Here is a 17,330-nt window from a genome sequence, read left to right as displayed (position 1 = left end):
TCCTCTTCAGATGATTCACATCCAATCGAAATCTCAAGTGGATTGTCGGATCGGAACTTGATCGCGTTGGACAGAAGATTCTGCATCAGCTGGATCATCTGGGTTTCGTCAGCAGTAACTATCGGAAGATCTGCAGACTTGATTTTCGCTCCACTTTCCTCGATCGAATACTTGAGATTTCTGGTAACTATGTTCAAGACACGATTCAAATCAACTTCTTCGAAAGCTCTCTCGTTTGTGTGAACTCGTGAATAACGTAAAAGGGCCTGAATCAGATCACTCATCCGGCGTGCGCCATCGACAGCGAAAGCGATAAATTCATCGGCATCCTTATCCAGCCGACCAGCGTACCGACGAGCCAGAAGCTGTGTGAAGCTGGAAACCATGCGGAGCGGTTCCTGCAGATCATGCGAGGCTATATAGGCAAACTGCTCCAGGTCGCGGTTCGAGCGCGCCAGTTCCTCGGTCATCTTGATTAACTGCTTTTCGGCTTTTTTATTTTGTGTAATATCGAATCCGAGAACAGCCAGCCGGACTACCTGACCATCAGCATCAAAAGCTGGATAGATGCGGTTGTATATCGTGAGCTCATCGCGAACATCCTCAAAGCTCTGTGGCTTTTTGGTCATGACCGCGCGGTCGGCGTAATGTTTACGCTTGCGAGAAACAGGCTCGTCCAGGATTTCATAGATGTTCTGATACAAGAGGTCATCAAGTTTCAGTCCCATGCGTCTCGCAAAAGTCTGGTTTGCCATCAGTATCCGGCCTTCGAGGTCGATAAGGTAGGCTGATTCCTGAAGGCAGTTCAAAAAAGTCTCCAGGTCGTGCCGGGACTCCTGCAGGCTTCTATCGTATTCCCTGCTTTCGCGGGTCTTCTCATCCAATGACTTTTGAGTCTGATCCAGTTTCTGCCGGCTCGATTCGACCTGGGTCGAGAGATCTTCTTGTGCCTGCTGGAGCTGATCGCTCTCATGCTTATGGCGGCTTATATCTCTGCATATAAGGCAGAAATAATCAGAAATGTGAATAATTTCGATGCTCAGCCATTTAAAGCGGTTATCCTCTACATGAAGCCTGATATCCTCGCTGACTGTCTTGAGGCTTTTGCGTGCCCGTGAGATCAGTTCGACAATTTTATTACAGCACTCCGGTTTGAGAGCATGGTCGAGAGGAGTCCCGATTGATGCTATTCGCTCAAGTTTGAAATATTCAGCTATCCGGGAATTGGCATGAGCTATTACGTATTTATGAGGACTTTCCTCGTCAATCTCTTTTATCAGGCAAAACGCCAGTGAACTTCGCTCGAATAGTTCGATGATATTGATCTGCGGGATACGATCCTTCATGTCAGCTTTTACCAATAGTAAATCAGTAATCCGATTCTCTCGGCCTTTTTGACTATGCCCCTGTATTGACATGGTAACTGTGATTTTTGTCCGCCGGAAATATGAATTCCTGCTTGCGTGGATTCGCTATGCAGGTTGCATCTCGCGATGGACGATTCTTCTATATTGGACGCAATGTTGTTACTTGCTGAATCAGCCCGAATGCCATTTTAGATGTTCGACTCAAGAGATGTAAGGCGTTGACTCACTTCCAATAACATCACAGGCACTTATTATTCTATCGACATTTTTTATACTATATTTACGCTTCAAGGCCAGAAACATAACTGACGGCTCAACCTTAAAGAGCACAGTTTCAATGCGGTTTGGAGTAAAATAACTTCCGCCCGCCTATAGTCAACAATTATCAGGCAGAATTCATACGAAAATAGTATTAATTGGCTGTGTCCTCGAACTTTTTTATATGAGCTCGTGTTCTAAAGCGGAAATCAGATGTTGAAGTATTGAGGAAAGCTTATGAATACAATTAGAATCGCGATAGCATTGTCAGTATTAATGCTTGTCTCAGTGACAGTCCGGGCACAGGATCGGCCACCCGCCCTGGTTGAAACCGAGGAAGTCAGCAGTCAAAAATTCAATGACCAGTTGCGTTTGGTCGGCCGTACGGAGGCCGCCATTGAGAGCAGGATAGTCTCTGAAATCGATGGTCAGGTTGAAGAAATCTCCGTATCCGAGGGTACTCGCGTTAAAAAAGGAAGTCCCCTGGTACTCATCGACTCAGAACTGGTTGAATTGACCTTGAAGGCAAAAAGGGCAGAGGCGGAACAGGCTCGTCACCAGGCTCATCTGGCCGAAAGTGACCTGAAACGTGTGGAGGAGCTGTACAGCAAGAACCTGGTTTCAGAGAATGCTTATGACAGTGCGCAAACCTGGGCCAAGATCAACCGTGAACGTTTTAATCAGCTCGAAGCGGAGACCAATAAGCTCGAACGTGATCTCAGAAACTGTGTTATCAGGGCGCCTTTTGACGGCTATGTCGGCAGAAAACTTGTCGATGTTGGCGAATGGGTCAGTCGGGGTACACCGGTGTATGAAATGGCTGATCTGTCAGAAGTTAAGGTCACTGTCGATCTGCCTGAACGGTATTTCGGGCGACTAAAGACAGGAAGCCCGGCTGTTATCAAAACCGCTCAGAACGGCAATCAGGAATTGTCAGGAGTAGTCACCGGTATCTCTCCCAACGCTTCCCAGGAAACTCATACTTTTCCAGTGATAGTGACTGTCCCCAATTCCGAGCGCAAGCTGGGGGGCGGGATGCTGGTGTCGACAATTCTTTCACTGGACAATAAATTCGAGAGCCTGGCTGTTTCCAAGGACGCGATCATCAGGCAGGGTGGCAAGACTCTTGTATATACCGTGCAGGATGGAGAGGCGGTACCGATCTATGTCAGCCTGAATTCCAGTCAGGGTAAGATGGTGGCGGTATCCGGATCCGGATTGTCTGCCGGCATGCAGGTCGTGGTGAAAGGCAACGAACGAATATTTCCGGGCAGTCCGGTGCGAACCTCCGGTGATATGCGCAGTTTAAGCGACGATTCCAGTAACCCGATTAAATCCAATTAGGATTACGATATGAAGTTAATTGATTCTTCAATAAAATTTCCGGTAACCGTTATTGTCGGTGTGCTGATCGTCGGCCTGGGTGGATTGATCGCCATCAATGAAGTCCCGGTGCAGTTGACTCCTGAAGTTGAACGGCCGATGATCTATGTCAACACCACCTGGCTGGGGGCTTCTCCCGAAGAGATCGAAAAAGAGATCGTCGAAAAACAGGAGGAGTATCTCAAGTCTGTCGAGGGTGTGGTCGAGATGAGGTCCGAGTCGCAGGACAGCCGGGGCACAGTAACCCTGGAATTTCCGGCCGGTACCGATATAACCGGGGCGGTAGTACGGGTTACCAATAAGCTCAACGAGGTTCCTTCTTATCCGCAAAATGCCGATCGCCCTGTGGTTACGACTTCCGGAGGAACAGAGGGGGCGATCGCATGGTTCGTGATCAAATCCGACAGCGCCGGCGTCTATGTGCCTCATCAGCAGACGTTAATAGAAGATTTCGTCAAGCCGAGACTGGAGCGTGTCGAAGGTGTCTCCTCGATCAATATCTTTGGCGGATTGGAACAGGAACTGCACGTCATAGTCGATCCGGATTTGCTGGCATCGTCGGGAATCACAGTCAGCCAGTTGACGGCCGCCCTGCGCAGCGAAAACCGCGATATCTCTGCCGGTGATTTCGGCGAGGGTAAAAGGCGTTACGTGGTTCGGACTGTCAGCCGGTTCGATTCGGTCGAGGACGTCAGCCAGACTGTAGTGACTGTACGTAACGGTATTCCGATCCGGGTCGGCGATGTTGCCCGGGTCAGCCTCGATTATCGCAAACCGAGTGCGATGGTGCGCCATTTTGGTAAACCCTCGATCGCCTTCAATGCCCAGCGTCAGGTCGGTGCCAATGTCCTCGAGGTGGTCGATGGTCTTCTGGCCCAGGTCGAAATCCTCAATCGTGAGATCATGGAACCGCGCGGGATGCGTATCGAAAATGTCTACCGCGAAACCGTCTACATAAACTCAGCTATCGACCTGGTAATGTCTAATATTTACCTGGGTGGTTTTTTGGCAATTCTGGCGCTGTTTATCTTCCTGCGTTCAGCCTCGGCGATCGCAGTTGTGGCATTGTCTATCCCGATTTCGATCATAACGACTTTTCTGGCTATGTCCCTGTTTGGCCGCACTATTAACGTTATCTCGCTGGCCGGGATGGCTTTCGCGGTCGGCATGGTGGTCGACAGTTCGATTGTCGTTTTAGAAAATATTTACCGCCATATGCAGATGGGCAAGCCCCGCCTGAAGGCGGCCTCCGATGCCGCGCGCGAAGTCTGGGGCGCGCTTCTGGCCTCGACTGTAACGACTGTGGCGGTGTTTTTGCCGATTATGTTTGTAGAGGAGCAGGCCGGGCAATTGTTCAAAGATATTGCCATCGCAATCTCCAGCGCTATCGTAATCTCGCTTCTGGTCTCGATTACGGTTATCCCGACACTTTCATCACGTATCTTGCGTGTCTCCGGGCGAATGCGGGAGCGTGACAGCCGGACCACATTTCTCGGCAGGCTGGCCAACCGGATAGCGTCGTTTGTCGATTACATCAATGCCAAAGGAACGCGCCGGATCGCCACTATTGCCGGAATAGTGATCGTGGCCATGGGATTGACATGGTTTCTCCTGCCGGGTGCGGAGTATCTCCCCAATGGCAACCGCAACCTGATCTTCGGATTCATGTTGCCTCCGCCGGGATATAATCTCGATGAAATGATTTCGGTCGGCAAAACCGTGGAGTCGCATATCCAGCCTCTATGGGAGGCCGATGCTGAATCAGCGGATACCATGGCAGGCGGTGGAATAGATAATTTCTTTTTCGTAGCGCTTACAAACCAGGCCTTTATGGGTATGCGGGCCCGTGACGGGGCCCGGGCTAAAGAGCTGGTTCCGATTGCCAACCGGGCACTCTCCTCGATTCCGGGTGCTATTGGTTTCGCCAGCCAGACCTCTCTTTTCGGTCGCAGTTTCGCGGGTACCCGCTCTGTTCGGATAGATGTTACCGGACCGGATCTGCCCCAGGTACTGGGTCTGGCGGGACAGGTTTTCGGCCAGGTCGGCCAGGTATTGAACGGCGCTAACTCGAGGCCGATCCCGGGTCTTGACCTGGGCAGTCCTGAAGTGCGGGTGAATCCCGATCGGGTTCGGTCTGCCGATGTCAACCTCTCAGCCGGAGATATAGGTCAGGCTGTAAATGTGCTGGTCGATGGCGCAGTGGTCAGTGAATACTATCATCAGGGCAAGGAAATCGATCTGGTGATCAAGGGACGTCAGGGCTGGACCGATCATACCCAGGATATCGCCATGTTGCCGATCGCAACACCTTCGGGGCGGATAATCACTGTCGGTGATGTCGCCGAGGTCTACCTGACACAGGGGCCGGTGCAGATCAATCATGTTGAACGGCAAAGAGTTGTCTCGATCGAGACGGTTCTTCCGGACAATATCGCCCTGGAAGAAGCGATGAACAAAATCGAGCGTGAAATAGTTCAACCTCTCGAAGAGCAGGGGCGAATCGGGGGGCTCTACGACATCAATCTTTCCGGCACAGCTGATGATCTTACTCGCCTGCGGAAGGAACTCACGACCGACTTTCACATCGCTATCGTGTTGACGTTTTTGCTTTTAGCGGCATTATTTCAATCATTTGTTTACCCGCCTGTTGTCATGCTGACAGTACCCCTGGCAACTTTTGGTGGAGTGCTGGGACTTAACGTTGTCAGGATATTCGATCCAACCCAGCAACTGGATGTTCTCACCATGCTGGGCTTCGTGATACTGGTGGGTACTGTGATCAACAACTCGATTCTGATTGTCTACCAGGCTCTTAACCTGATGCGTGAGGGGGTTGATCCGCGCACGGCAGTCAAGGAGTCGGTGCGTGTGCGTGTGCGTCCAATCTTTATGTCGACAGGGACTTCAACTCTCGGTATGTTGCCCCTGATAGTGATGCCGGGAGCTGGTTCCGAGTTGTATCGCGGTCTGGGTTCGGTGGTCGTCGGCGGATTGGCAGTATCTACTATTATAACGCTGGTTCTTACCCCATTAGTGTTCACTTATGCCATCGAGCTCGTTACCAGGGTCAGGGCCCTGGTCGGAGCTAAACCAGTGCCGGTATCGGTCGCTCCAAGCCTCGACGGCCAGAGTCAGCACTCCCAGGCCGAATCTTAACAAACAATATTATAACAAGTTAACGTATTGTTAAGATATCCGACAGAGTCTTAAAGCCTGAAATTATGCTGTAAATTGTTTCTCTTCAACGAGTTATTTCTGTATATCCCCATCTGATACCCATTCGCGTCGCTTTTTCTAACAATATAACATTATAAGGAGCGTCGGAAAAAATCCAATGTAGGATGTAATCCTTTATAATGTAATAGCATACAAGAATATTTCAAAGGTGGCATAACAATTGCATGATTAATAATCAAAATGCGAAAACTATTTGGAGGAATAATCATGAAAAAATTAGTACTTGCCCTGACTTTGGTTTTCAGTCTCGGACTGATGGTCAACGCCCAGGCCGGCCTGGTCGGTACCTATTACAATCTCGCCGACAGCCATCCGGATATGCAGAGCAATATTACCGGCCTGAATACAGGTATGGTTGAGAATATGCTGACCGGTGCTACTCCGACTTTGACCGCTTACGGTCAGACCCAGGTCAATCAGTTTGACTGGTGGGATGATGCTTACATGGTCGGCCAGAGAGTTGATTCTGATGCCGATCTGCAGAGCAACTTCGCCAGCTCCTGGTTCCCGCAGATCGCCAATACCGGTCTTCCCGGCGATCCGTTCCATTTCGCCGTTCACTGGACCGGCACTTTCTACGTGGCCGAGGATAAGGAATACACTTACAGCATGGGTTCCGATGATGATTCCTGGCTGTTTATCGATAACCAGTTGACCCTCGATCTGGGTGGCGTTCATGGTCTCAGCTATGACAGCTATACTGTCAACCTGACCCAGGGTTATCATAATATCGATATCTTCTTCGCCGAACGTCATACTGTGCAGTCCGGCTTCCAGCTCAACTTCTTCAGCGACCTCAACCCGGTTCCGGAACCGACTACTATGGTTCTGGTCGGTCTCGGTCTGGCTGGATTCGGCCTGATCCGCAGGCGCAGAAGCTAAACGAGTATAAAAGCTTACTTTTAAGGGCAGTCATTGAACTGCCCTTTTTTAATGCTCTGCAATCCTTCTCTAAAACTCCCTGAAAACAATACTTTATAAAAATAATAAATAATGCTTGACGAATTCCTTATAAATTTTATCATATTTGTAAGGTTTGTCGTGATGTTATGGCAAGCTTACTGGGTCAATTAGCAGAGCTATGAAGTTTTCTACGCGATGTCGTTACGGGCTGAGGCTCATGATCGAGCTGGCCCGTGCGCTGAAAAGGCAGAAACTCGTCCGTCTTGGTAAAATCGCCAAAGTCACCGGATTATCGATCAACTACCTGACGCAGTTGGCAATTCCGCTCAAGAGCGCCGGGCTTGTGGTCGGTGTTTCCGGGCGAAATGGCGGTTTTCATCTCACACGGCCACCGGAAGAAATCAGGTTGAGCGAGATAGTGGTTGCTCTGGATGGTCCGGTTTCGGTAACCGACTGTGTGGTCAGTCCGGATGTGTGTCTCAACAGTGCCTTTTGCGAAGCGCGGATGATCTGGTCGATTCTGAGCGGTACGATGCTCGAGGTGCTAGAAAGTTACACCTTGGCTGACTTGATCGACCGGGACCGGATTAACCGGATCCGTGAAAAGCATGCCGATCTGCCTTATCTCGACCCTGACCGCTTACTCAACGAAAAAGAAGATGGTGAAATACATGGCTGCCCCAAGGCGGCCGGGAAATGAGAGGAGTAGACAACTATGCTGGCTGTGCAGGTAATCATGGTAGTAGCCGTGGTGACAGCTGTTTTGGCGATGATCATCAAGGCTCTGCGCTATGCCAACGCGCCGGAACATATGCGCTGGGAGCTTTATCCGGTGCCTCATGAAAAGGGCAGGGCTGAATACGGGGGCAGTTATCTTGAAGAGCTTGACTGGTGGAGCAAACCGCGCCATGAGGACAAACTCAATGAATTGAAGGAGATGGCGGCCGAGATCCTGCTTCTCAAGGGAGTCAGGCATCACAACTCGAAAGTCTGGATATCTTCGTGGCCGTTTCATCTGGGGATGTACCTGTCGATCGGCTGGCTCGGATTAGTCTTTTTGGGCGCGCTGCTGTCGGCTTTGGGGGTAGCAGTCAATACCGAGGCTCAGGTGTTCGGGCAGATCATTCATTACGTGACCATTCCGTTTGGCTATGGGGCCCTGGTTTTGTCATTTCTGGGTGCGCTGGGACTATTTATATGGCGTATGAGTGATAAAGATCAGCGCCGGTTTAACGCCCCGATCGAGTACTTTAATTTGGTTCTGATTATGATTGTGACAGGTATAGCTTTCGCGTCACATATTACAGCCGATCAGTCATTCGACCATCTGCGCGGATTTGTCCAGGCAACTATGTCTGTTAGCGAAGCTTATCTACCTTCAGCCTTGTTTACAACAGAGATCGTGCTCTTGTCCCTACTGGTGGCATACATTCCACTGACACGCATGTCACATTTTGTGGCTAAATACTTCCTGTACCATGCCGTGCGCTGGAATGATCAGCCCAATCAGCGCGGCAGCCTGATAGAAAAACGAATCGGCGAGCTTCTTAATCAGAAAGTTGGATGGCGTGGAAGCCATATACAGACAGGTAAGACCTGGGGCGAGGTCGTCACGGAGGTGGAAGATGAAAAATAACGACATCAGGATAAAAAACATCAGCGACAAAAAAGATCAGCTCTATGAGGTCGATTTGGATAATCTTCCCGAATTGCCCTATCCATATCATGACTGGGAAGATCCTCCTGTTGAAGAAATACAGGAAAGTAAGCGCGAGAAATACGACTCTTCTCTGGATGGATTTTTGAACCTGCAGGTGAAAAAACCTAAAACTGATGAAGAAAAAGAAAAGTATGTAGCCGGTTTTTTAACAGGTCTCAAAAGGCTTTTGACCAAAGAAGAAAACTGGACGTTTCTCAAACCGTTTATGCTTTCGCTCGACAATTGTGTCAAGTGTAACACCTGTTCTGAGGCCTGCCCGATTTTCGAATCGAGCGGTCGTGCCGAAGTTTACCGTCCGCTTTTCAGGTCGGATACCCTCAGGCGGATCATCAGGAAATACCTCAAACCGGGAGGCAAACTTACAGCCAAATTTACCGGTGCTGATATCGACCTGAACTGGGAGACTGTGGCGCGCTTAGCCCAGCTTTCGTATCGTTGCACTCTCTGCAGGCGATGCGCGCAGACCTGTCCGATGGGTGTCGACAACGGTCTGATCACCCGAGAAATTCGCAAGCTGTTCAGCATGGAACTGGGTATTTCACCGCAGGAGCTTCACGGTGACGGTACGCTTAAACAGCTCTCGACCGGTTCCTCGACCGGTATCACTCCGCCTGCCCTGATGGATCTGATGGAGTTCGCCGAGGAAGATTTGAAGGATCGTACCGGGCTCGATATCAAGATCCCGTTCGATAAACCGGGTGCTGATATCCTTTTGATCCACAACGCCGGCGAGTTTTTGTCATGGCCGGAAAACCTGGAGGCTTTCGCGATCCTGTTCGAAATTGCCGGCCTGAACTGGACCCTGTCATCGGAAATGGTCGGCTACGATTCAGTCAATTACGGTCTTTTCTATGATGATGCCCAGTATGCCAGGGTTACCATCAAACACGCTGAAGTTGCTAAAAAGCTGGGTGTCAAGAAAGTCGTGGTGGGCGAATGCGGTCACGCACACAAGGCTATTATGGCGATTGGCGATCGGATCTGGATGGGCGAGAGCAATATCCCGCGTGAATCCGGCATGGTTACCATGGAGGACCTGATCGTGAACGAGAAGGTCATGTTTGATCCGGAACGTAACGATTTCCCGGTCACGCTACATGACCCCTGCAATATGGCTCGTTCGATGGGGATCATCAAGCCACAGCGAGAGATCCTCAAGAAGATCTGCCCGCAGTTCCGCGAGATGACGCCCCACGGTGTCCACAACTATTGTTGCGGTGGCGGAAGCGGATTCGCGATCATGCAATCGAATAATTTCCCAGCCTGGAAATACATGATCAGCGGACGCAAGAAATTCGCACAGATACTCAATGCGTTTACCAAAGATGAACTCGATCCCTCGGTTAACAAGTATATCTGTGCGCCCTGTTCCAACTGCAAGGGCCAGATTCGCGATCTGCTGAACTATTACGATGCTTACGAGAGATGCCGGTTCCTTTATGGTGGACTGGTGGAATTGATCATCAATGCCATGGTCGATGTTCGCGAGGGGTTTATTGAATGGGATGATTTTCATTAATACGGGAGGTGTACCCTATGTCCGTAATGGGTCTGTTTTCAAAACCTGACTTTCAGTCCGATGATCCCGATGTACGTTTGAAGGCTGTGAAGGAATGCGATGATCAGTCACTTTTGGCTGAGATTGCAAAAAACGATAGTGCTGAAAAGGTGCGCCTGGCTTCGGTTGAAAAACTGAATGACCAGGACAGCCTTTACCAGGTTGCTCGCGAGGGAAACGAGATCGATGCCCGTATCGCGGCGGTTGAGAAAATCGATTCGCAACAGAGGCTGGCGGATCTGATCAGGGAGAAGAAGAACTACCGCTTGATGAAAGCCTGCTTCGCACATATTACCGACAAGAGAATTCTCGAAAAGATAGCTCATGACAAAGAATACAATATGGCCGCGCGCAGGATGGCAATCGAGAACTATGCCGATGAGTCGTTTATCGGAGAATTTGACACCGGTTCGGTCGACTCCGGAGCCGGTAGAAGTCCTGATGAGATCGAGGCCCTGGTAGAGAAATACGGGGCTGTACGGCTGGCGCGCGCGCTGGGTAAATTTCGCGGAAGTCCCAACGCGATCCGTTCGCTGGGTATTATAATGAATCGCTCCGATGAAGCCGCGGAACTGGCATTAGAAGCGATCACGCAGGCACTCGGCCACGCCAATGCGGAAGTCAGGTCTGCGGCTGAAGCGCAGTTGAAGCAACTCGATGACGGTGACCTGATCGCGCACCTGATCAGTCTTATGGAAGACTCAAAACTGCATTCCAGAATTATGGGGGTGCTCAAGCTGATCGACCACCCCGAGGCGCGCCAGTTTGTGAAGTCTTCCGGTTCAGAAGAGCATAAACAGTAGCAGGAGGCAGGGTATGAATAGAAAGATCTTGATAATCGATGATGAGGAGGATATGCGCATCTACCTGCAGACGGTATTGCGCAAGGCTGGTTATTCAACCGAGACCGCTGAAAACGGGGAAGTCGCGTTGACAAAGTTCAAAGAGGTGGATCCCGACTTGATAACGCTGGATATCCTCATGCCACAGCGCAGTGGCTTGAAGTTCTTTCAGAATCTTCGTGAGAACAATAAGGATGTTCCGGTTATTGTTGTCTCCGGGGTCAGCGGGAACGACGAGTTTTTCGACATGAGCAGGCTGGGCGGTCCGACTGACTTCATCGAGAAACCGATCATGCCCGATGATTTCCTCGGTCGGGTGAAAAAACTTTTGGGGGAGTGATCAGGCTTGGCGTTACTTGAGAGCAAACCTATGACCGGCATCTATGTCTGGACGATATCATCGCTGTTTCGTGTGTTTACAGCGGTTGTCGTGATTACCGGCTTGCTGGTGCTTTCAGCTCTTCAACTGGGAACGCTTTTATTTGCTGTAATTACCGCATTATTACTATTTGCGCTGGGTTTCGCCGCCTATCGTGTACGTCGCTCCGATGTGGCCCTGGAACATCCCGGTATCGACCGCTTTTTCCAGCAGGTACCGTGCTATCTCTCGATCCAGGATAGAGACCTGCGCATAGTCCGCTCCAATAAACTGTTTCGACGTGACTTCGGTGACCGTATCGGTGAGAAATGCTACAAGGTCTACAAAGGGACAGATGAAATCTGTCCCAATTGCCCGGTCATCAAAACCTTCGAGGATGGTCGAACCCATACCACGGAAGAGACTGTAGTCACTCAGAATGGCAACAAGGCTCACATGATTGTCTACACAACACCGATCAAGGATGATCAGGGTGATATCGCCGGTGTGATGGAGATGTCGACCAATATCACCGAGGTCAAAAAGCTCCAGAGTGAGATCGAAGCTAGCCGCAAAGAGTTTCGCGACCTGTTCGAGAATGTGCCCTGTTATATTTCGATCCAGGACCGTGACCTGCGGATCATCCGTGCTAACCGACAGTTCCGGCGCGAATTTGGCGACCGTGTGGGCGACTGTTGCTACGAGGTCTTCAAAAACCGCGACACGATCTGCACCGATTGCCGTCTGAAAAAGACCTTCGAAGATGGCGAGATTCATTCCGGTGAAACCACTGTAATGAAAAAAGACGGCTCCAGCGCGCAACTGATATGTTACTCCGCCCCGATCTACAACGAGGACGGCAAGATGGCGGCTGTGATGGAGATGTCGACCGATATCACCGAGGTCAAACGCCTGCAACGCGAGTTGACTTACATGGGCAAGACGATCGCGTTTATGGCGCACCGTATTAAAAACATCCTGATGGGCCTCGAGGGGGGAATCTTTGTGGTCAATACCGGCATGGAAGATGGTGAAGACAAACTCGTCCAGCAGGGCTGGGGCATGATCCAGCGCAATGTCGAAAACGTTTCGCGGATCGTTAAGGATCTTTTGTACTGCTCCAAGGAACGTGAAATGGAATACAAAAAGATCGATCCGACACCGGTGATCAGAAGCTGTTATGAGCTGTTTTCCGGTCGCGCACAGAAGGAGGGGATAGAACTCCATCTCGAACTTCCCGAGTCAATGCCCGAGGGTAGATTCGACAAGGACGCACTCCATAACCTCATAACAAATTTGATCATCAATGCTTTTGAGGCGTTTCTTGGCGATGATTCCGGATCTGAGAAAAAGCGGTTTATCGCTGTTCGTGGCAGATACGATTCATCAGCAAAACATATTTTCGAAGTCGAGGATAACGGTCCCGGAATCCCCGGTCAAGTGGGTGAAACCGTGTTCGAGGACTTTTTCTCCACCAAGGGAAGAGAGGGCACCGGCCTCGGTCTCCTGGTGGCACAAAAAGTTGTCGAGGAGCATGGGGGCAGGATCACATTTCGTTCGGAAGAAGGCCAGGGTACGATTTTTAAAGCTGAATTTCCCACACATATTTAACCGCACAATTTATTTCTAATTATTGTTGAATCAGGGCGCCCATTCTATTAATTTACCATCAAATTGGTAAAAAGGAGAGGTCGATGGCTAAGAAGATTCTGATTGTCGATGACGAACAGGATGTGATTATATTTCTGCAAACCCTGCTCAACGCAGAGGGCTATGAAACCGTGACGGCGATGGATGGTTCCGAAGCGCTCGAAAAGTTAAAGGCCGAGAAACCGGATCTGATCACGCTCGATCTGCAGATGCCCAAAAATACCGGCACTGATTTCTATCGCAGTGTGCGTCATAACAAGGAATTCAAGGAAATACCGGTGATCGTTGTTTCCGGCCTGCCCGGAAAACATCTGGCGATCCCGAAACCGTATGCTGTTTTTGACAAACCGATCGACAAGCAGGAACTGGTTGACAAAGTCAAAGAAGCGATCGGTTGATAGACTGATTTTGGCGGGCTGTTTTCCGGACGGTTCACTTGACTTCAAATTCAATCCGGCTGGAACGTCCCAGGTCGTCGACACATACCAGGCTGTGGCGGCCGGTTTTGGGGCGGTAGAATATTTTCTCGCCGTTTTTCACACTGGCGTACAACTTTTCATCTATAAACCAATGGATTTCCCGGCTGTCGAGTGAAACCGAGGCCTTGAGCGGGATCTGCTGGTATTCGGCCGGGATATGGTCGACCAGCTCGAACACTGTTTCAGGTTCAGGTGATAAAATCACAGGACGGTCGGACTGCCGTGTCCCCAGGCATTCAGGCGCGAATTCCGGCAGTGGCTTCAGGAGGTTATGACGCGTGAACCAGTTCGCCAGACGCGCCGGCCATAGTTCGACCACCAGGCTGTCGTAGTCATGACCATAGGTGCAATCACGGCTCAGGCGATGCCCGGATTCCCGGTCGACCAGGATCTGTCCGTGAAGCGGGCAGGTCATGTTGTCGCTGACCTTCTCGATATACAGCGCGGTTTTGGTCTTTTGGCAGTGAGGCCCCGGTGGCATTCCGCTCAGGGCGCATACCTGGCGCACTCCGATACCTTCCGGTCGTTTGAACCACTGTGGTTCTTCACCGAGGGTTATCTGATCAAAGATCGCGAACATAAGAGGAGCGGCGGTCTCTGCGCCGACCAGCCAGGGCGATCCCTCACCGGAAAAATTCCCGGCCCATACACCGACTGTATATTTCGGATTGTAGCCGATAGCCCAGGCATCACGGCGACCATAGGAAGTGCCGGTTTTCCAGGCTATTGCCGGTCGGTCTCGCGTAAACTCCCAGCTTGTATTCAGATTCGGGCGATTGAGCTCGCGCAGTATTTCGCTTACGAGATATGTCGATTGTTTCGATAGCAACGCAGTGTCATCAGATTCAGCATGGTTTAAAATCATCCGGACCGGACGATAGATACCTCCGCGTGCCAGCGTGGAATACAGGTTCGACAGTTCATAAAGTGAAACCTCGCAGGCTCCTAGTACCAGCGGAAGACCGTAGCTTAGATATCCGCGTTCATCCTCCAGCAGATTTCCCGTTGTCAAAAAATCATGGTATTTACGCAATCCCATCCGGGCAACAAGGTTGACTGCCGGGACATTCAGTGACTGGATAAGGGCGGTACGTACATCGACCACCCCATGATATTTTTCATCGTAATTCTCAGGAGCATACCCCGCATAACTGACCGGGATATCATCGAGTAGATCAGCCGGTGTAATCAAGCCTTCTTCAAATCCGAGCGCGTAGGCAAATGGTTTGAGGGCGGAACCGGGTGACCGTTTTGCCAGGGCGCCGTTGACCTGGCCATGATGAGACCTGTCATTGAAATCGGGCGAACCGACCATCGCAAGCAAATCTCCTGTATGGTTGTCAAGGACAACGATAGAGAGATTATGAATGTCACGTTCGACCAGGAGATTGTGATAATTTTCCGCAAGCCGTTCACAGGTTGCCTGAATATCAGTATCGAGAGTAGTAGTGATTTTGGATCTGTTCGGGCATTCGCTGATAACAGTCTGGCACAAATGCCGAGCTGTCTGCGGTCGCGGTTGCCGGGTGAGCGGAAGTTCTTCGGCAATAAACTGACCCAGGCGAGAATGAGAGATCGTTTTGTTATCTGCCAGAAGCTTCAATATAAAGTTCCTGCGTGCGCGACACTTTTGGGGCTCTAAATCGGGCCGAAAATCATTGGGCGATGCCGGTATCGCGGTCAGAACCGCCGCCTCCGGGTATGTCAGTTCAGCGGGTGATTTGCCGAAATAGAAATGGCAGGCGGCACCGATTCCTTCGATGTTTCCACCGTAGGGGGCCAGATTGAAATAGATTTCCAGCAATTCGTGTTTGGAATATCTCGTCTCCAGTTGAAAGGCGCGAGCGATTTCGATCAGTTTATTTTTTAATGTGCGCGGTTTGGGATCCATCATCCGGGCAATCTGCATCGTGATAGTCGACCCGCCGCGCACAACCTCCCCGGCTTTAAGATTGTCCCACAGGGCTGAAACAAGCGAAATCGGGTTGATTCCCGGATGATAGTAAAACCAGCGATCCTCCATAAACAGGACGGTCTCGATCAGGCGAGGCGAGATCTGCTCATACACGACCGGTATTCGCCAGAAACGATCAGATGAGGAATACGCTCCCATCAGGTCGCCCTCTCGGCTGTAGACGAGATGAGCCGGCGCGCGAGCGAGTATTTCTTCGGGCAAGGGAAACAACACCCGGTCGGCTAAAACCAGTAGACACAGAATTGCGGTTATTGCCAGTGTCGCTTTCTTTAATCGTTTTCTGTTTTCGTCAGACATATTCATAGCGTGAAAGTGTTATTTAATGTTAATCATTCCGGCTGATGACGATGCCGCCTTCAAGGGATCGTACATACATTCGCTCATCACCGGAGGTACGATGAACTCGCCTTTTGATACTGCCCGAAGCGTATAATAGTATTCAAAGGTGTGATTTTTACTCAGATCAGTGAAAATCAACAGCCTGTCGTCACGGATATCGAGATAATCGTATTTGTCCTGTTGTCTTGGAATCCAGCTGAATCGTGGCCCCGATTTTATGCGGGGGTTTTCGATTTCCAGCCCGGCCGGAAGCATATCGTTGATAACCACATTTTCAAGCGGACCGGCGACAGCCCGGGCAGAGAGTTTGCACACAACCCGGTCGCCCAGAGGTACTGAATCGAGATCGAGTTGACTCCCGCTCTGATTGAAATACCGCCTGGTGATTTCGATCCCGTGTGAGTACTCATTGGCGGGCCTGTCCTCTGGAATACCGGAGGCTTGCCAGTAATAAAAACAGGGGCCGTGTCCCTCGATATCAATTTTGATGGTTTTGTCATATAAATTATTTCGACTGAGCTTGAAACGTTTGCTGTTGAATGTGTAGGTCGTATCGCCTTCGATTTCAAGTGTGCCGGTAAAATCCGGAACATCCTGCCCGGCCAGGTATTTACCCAGGGCCAGCAGGGCAAAGGCGGTCTCTTGCGTGGTGTAATAACGGTTTTCGAGGGAGGCTTCGATCAGTTTTTGAGCCAGCGCGGCGCAGGCGGGATGATCAGGATTTATTCGGTTCATAGTTTCCAGCATGATGGCGGTGCTGCGAAGCGGAGAGCTGAGGTTGTTTCCGCTCTGGCGTTCGAATACAGGAGGTTGAATCATGGTTGGTATCAGCCGCAATGCCTTGTCCTCATCTCCCACAAGATAGAATGCTGTGGCCAGCATATAGCGACTGTATCCGGGCAGATCATCGATCGGGATATCATCCAGGCGGTTGCGAAGTTTGTTTCCATGACGTTCTGATAAAGCCAGCACATAGGAGGCATAGACTTTAACGGGCAGAACCCGCTCGGAAGCATCGGAGCCATAGACAAGATTTTCAACCTGATCGAGTGACTGATCATACACTTTTGAATCGATTCGGTAACCCCTCTGTCTTGCTTCCACCAGAAAATGAGTGGCGTAGACTGACGTCCACAGGTTGACCTCATCGCCACCCGGCCAGAACGAGAAACTGCCGTCCGGACGAATCATACCGCTGATTTTTAGTATCCCTTCATTGATGAAATAATCGTGTCCACGGCTTCCGATCAGTTCGGGCATG

At 50.5% G+C, this 17,330-nt stretch carries 12 protein-coding genes; 10 read left to right on the top strand and 2 right to left on the bottom strand.

Annotated elements, in window-relative coordinates:
- Positions 1-1,418 (bottom strand): PAS domain-containing protein (locus GF404_08480; protein ID MBD3382219.1); only part of this gene is annotated, 1,418 nt, incomplete at its 3' end.
- Positions 1,419-1,862: 444 nt separating this feature from the next.
- Here GF404_08480 and GF404_08475 point away from each other — a divergent pair.
- The 10 genes from GF404_08475 to GF404_08430 all read left to right on the top strand — a co-directional run bounded on the left by GF404_08475 (position 1,863) and on the right by GF404_08430 (position 13,674).
- Complete coding sequence (locus tag GF404_08475) at positions 1,863-2,969, top strand: efflux RND transporter periplasmic adaptor subunit (GenBank protein ID MBD3382218.1); 1,107 nt, start codon at positions 1,863-1,865, stop codon at positions 2,967-2,969.
- Positions 2,970-2,978: 9 nt separating this feature from the next.
- Positions 2,979-6,164: an MMPL family transporter gene (locus GF404_08470; GenBank protein MBD3382217.1), complete on the top strand. Its 3,186-nt coding sequence runs from the start codon at positions 2,979-2,981 to the stop codon at positions 6,162-6,164.
- A gap of 261 nt (positions 6,165-6,425) precedes the next feature.
- Complete coding sequence (locus GF404_08465) at positions 6,426-7,127, top strand: fibro-slime domain-containing protein (protein MBD3382216.1); 702 nt, start codon at positions 6,426-6,428, stop codon at positions 7,125-7,127.
- Positions 7,128-7,326: 199 nt separating this feature from the next.
- Positions 7,327-7,848 carry an Rrf2 family transcriptional regulator gene (locus GF404_08460; protein MBD3382215.1) on the top strand — a complete coding sequence of 174 codons (522 nt, stop codon included), beginning with the start codon at positions 7,327-7,329 and terminating at the stop codon, positions 7,846-7,848.
- Between the two features lie 15 nt (positions 7,849-7,863).
- Entirely contained in the window at positions 7,864-8,784 is a 921-nt protein-coding gene (locus tag GF404_08455; protein ID MBD3382214.1) for a hypothetical protein, read from the top strand.
- Entirely contained in the window at positions 8,774-10,387 is a 1,614-nt protein-coding gene (locus tag GF404_08450) for a (Fe-S)-binding protein (GenBank protein MBD3382213.1), read from the top strand. The genes GF404_08455 and GF404_08450 overlap by 11 nt, the downstream gene beginning before the upstream one ends.
- Before the next feature lie 17 nt (positions 10,388-10,404).
- Complete coding sequence (locus GF404_08445; protein ID MBD3382212.1) at positions 10,405-11,229, top strand: hypothetical protein; 825 nt, start codon at positions 10,405-10,407, stop codon at positions 11,227-11,229.
- A 13-nt stretch (positions 11,230-11,242) separates the two neighbouring features.
- Positions 11,243-11,608: a response regulator gene (locus tag GF404_08440; GenBank protein ID MBD3382211.1), complete on the top strand. Its 366-nt coding sequence runs from the start codon at positions 11,243-11,245 to the stop codon at positions 11,606-11,608.
- Positions 11,609-11,614: 6 nt separating this feature from the next.
- Positions 11,615-13,237 carry a PAS domain-containing protein gene (locus GF404_08435; GenBank protein MBD3382210.1) on the top strand — a complete coding sequence of 541 codons (1,623 nt, stop codon included), beginning with the start codon at positions 11,615-11,617 and terminating at the stop codon, positions 13,235-13,237.
- Between the two features lie 83 nt (positions 13,238-13,320).
- On the top strand, positions 13,321-13,674 hold the full coding sequence (locus GF404_08430) for a response regulator (GenBank protein ID MBD3382209.1): 354 nt from the start codon (positions 13,321-13,323) through the stop codon (positions 13,672-13,674).
- A gap of 34 nt (positions 13,675-13,708) precedes the next feature.
- Here GF404_08430 and pbpC read toward each other — a convergent pair whose 3' ends face one another.
- Positions 13,709-16,033 (bottom strand): penicillin-binding protein 1C, encoded by a 2,325-nt coding sequence (gene pbpC / locus GF404_08425; protein MBD3382208.1) that lies wholly within the window; start codon positions 16,031-16,033, stop codon positions 13,709-13,711.
- Positions 16,034-17,330 lie beyond the last annotated feature (1,297 nt).

The organism is Candidatus Zixiibacteriota bacterium, from assembly GCA_014728145.1.
Lineage (GTDB): Bacteria > Zixibacteria > MSB-5A5 > JAABVY01 > JAABVY01 > WJMC01.
Note: the sequence above shows the minus strand (reverse complement) of the source record. Positions and strands in the feature narration are given on the sequence as shown.

Excerpts from the sequence above, each read along its gene's own strand:
- GF404_08475 (MBD3382218.1), top strand. The coding sequence starts at position 1,863 with ATGAATACAATTAGAATCGCGATAGCATTGTCAGTATTAATGCTTGTC.
- GF404_08470 (MBD3382217.1), top strand. The coding sequence starts at position 2,979 with ATGAAGTTAATTGATTCTTCAATAAAATTTCCGGTAACCGTTATTGTC.
- GF404_08465 (MBD3382216.1), top strand. The coding sequence starts at position 6,426 with ATGCGAAAACTATTTGGAGGAATAATCATGAAAAAATTAGTACTTGCC.
- GF404_08460 (MBD3382215.1), top strand. The coding sequence starts at position 7,327 with ATGAAGTTTTCTACGCGATGTCGTTACGGGCTGAGGCTCATGATCGAG.
- GF404_08455 (MBD3382214.1), top strand. The coding sequence starts at position 7,864 with ATGCTGGCTGTGCAGGTAATCATGGTAGTAGCCGTGGTGACAGCTGTT.
- GF404_08450 (MBD3382213.1), top strand. The coding sequence starts at position 8,774 with ATGAAAAATAACGACATCAGGATAAAAAACATCAGCGACAAAAAAGAT.
- GF404_08445 (MBD3382212.1), top strand. The coding sequence starts at position 10,405 with ATGTCCGTAATGGGTCTGTTTTCAAAACCTGACTTTCAGTCCGATGAT.
- GF404_08440 (MBD3382211.1), top strand. The coding sequence starts at position 11,243 with ATGAATAGAAAGATCTTGATAATCGATGATGAGGAGGATATGCGCATC.
- GF404_08430 (MBD3382209.1), top strand. The coding sequence starts at position 13,321 with ATGGCTAAGAAGATTCTGATTGTCGATGACGAACAGGATGTGATTATA.
- pbpC (MBD3382208.1), bottom strand. The coding sequence starts at position 16,033 with ATGAATATGTCTGACGAAAACAGAAAACGATTAAAGAAAGCGACACTG.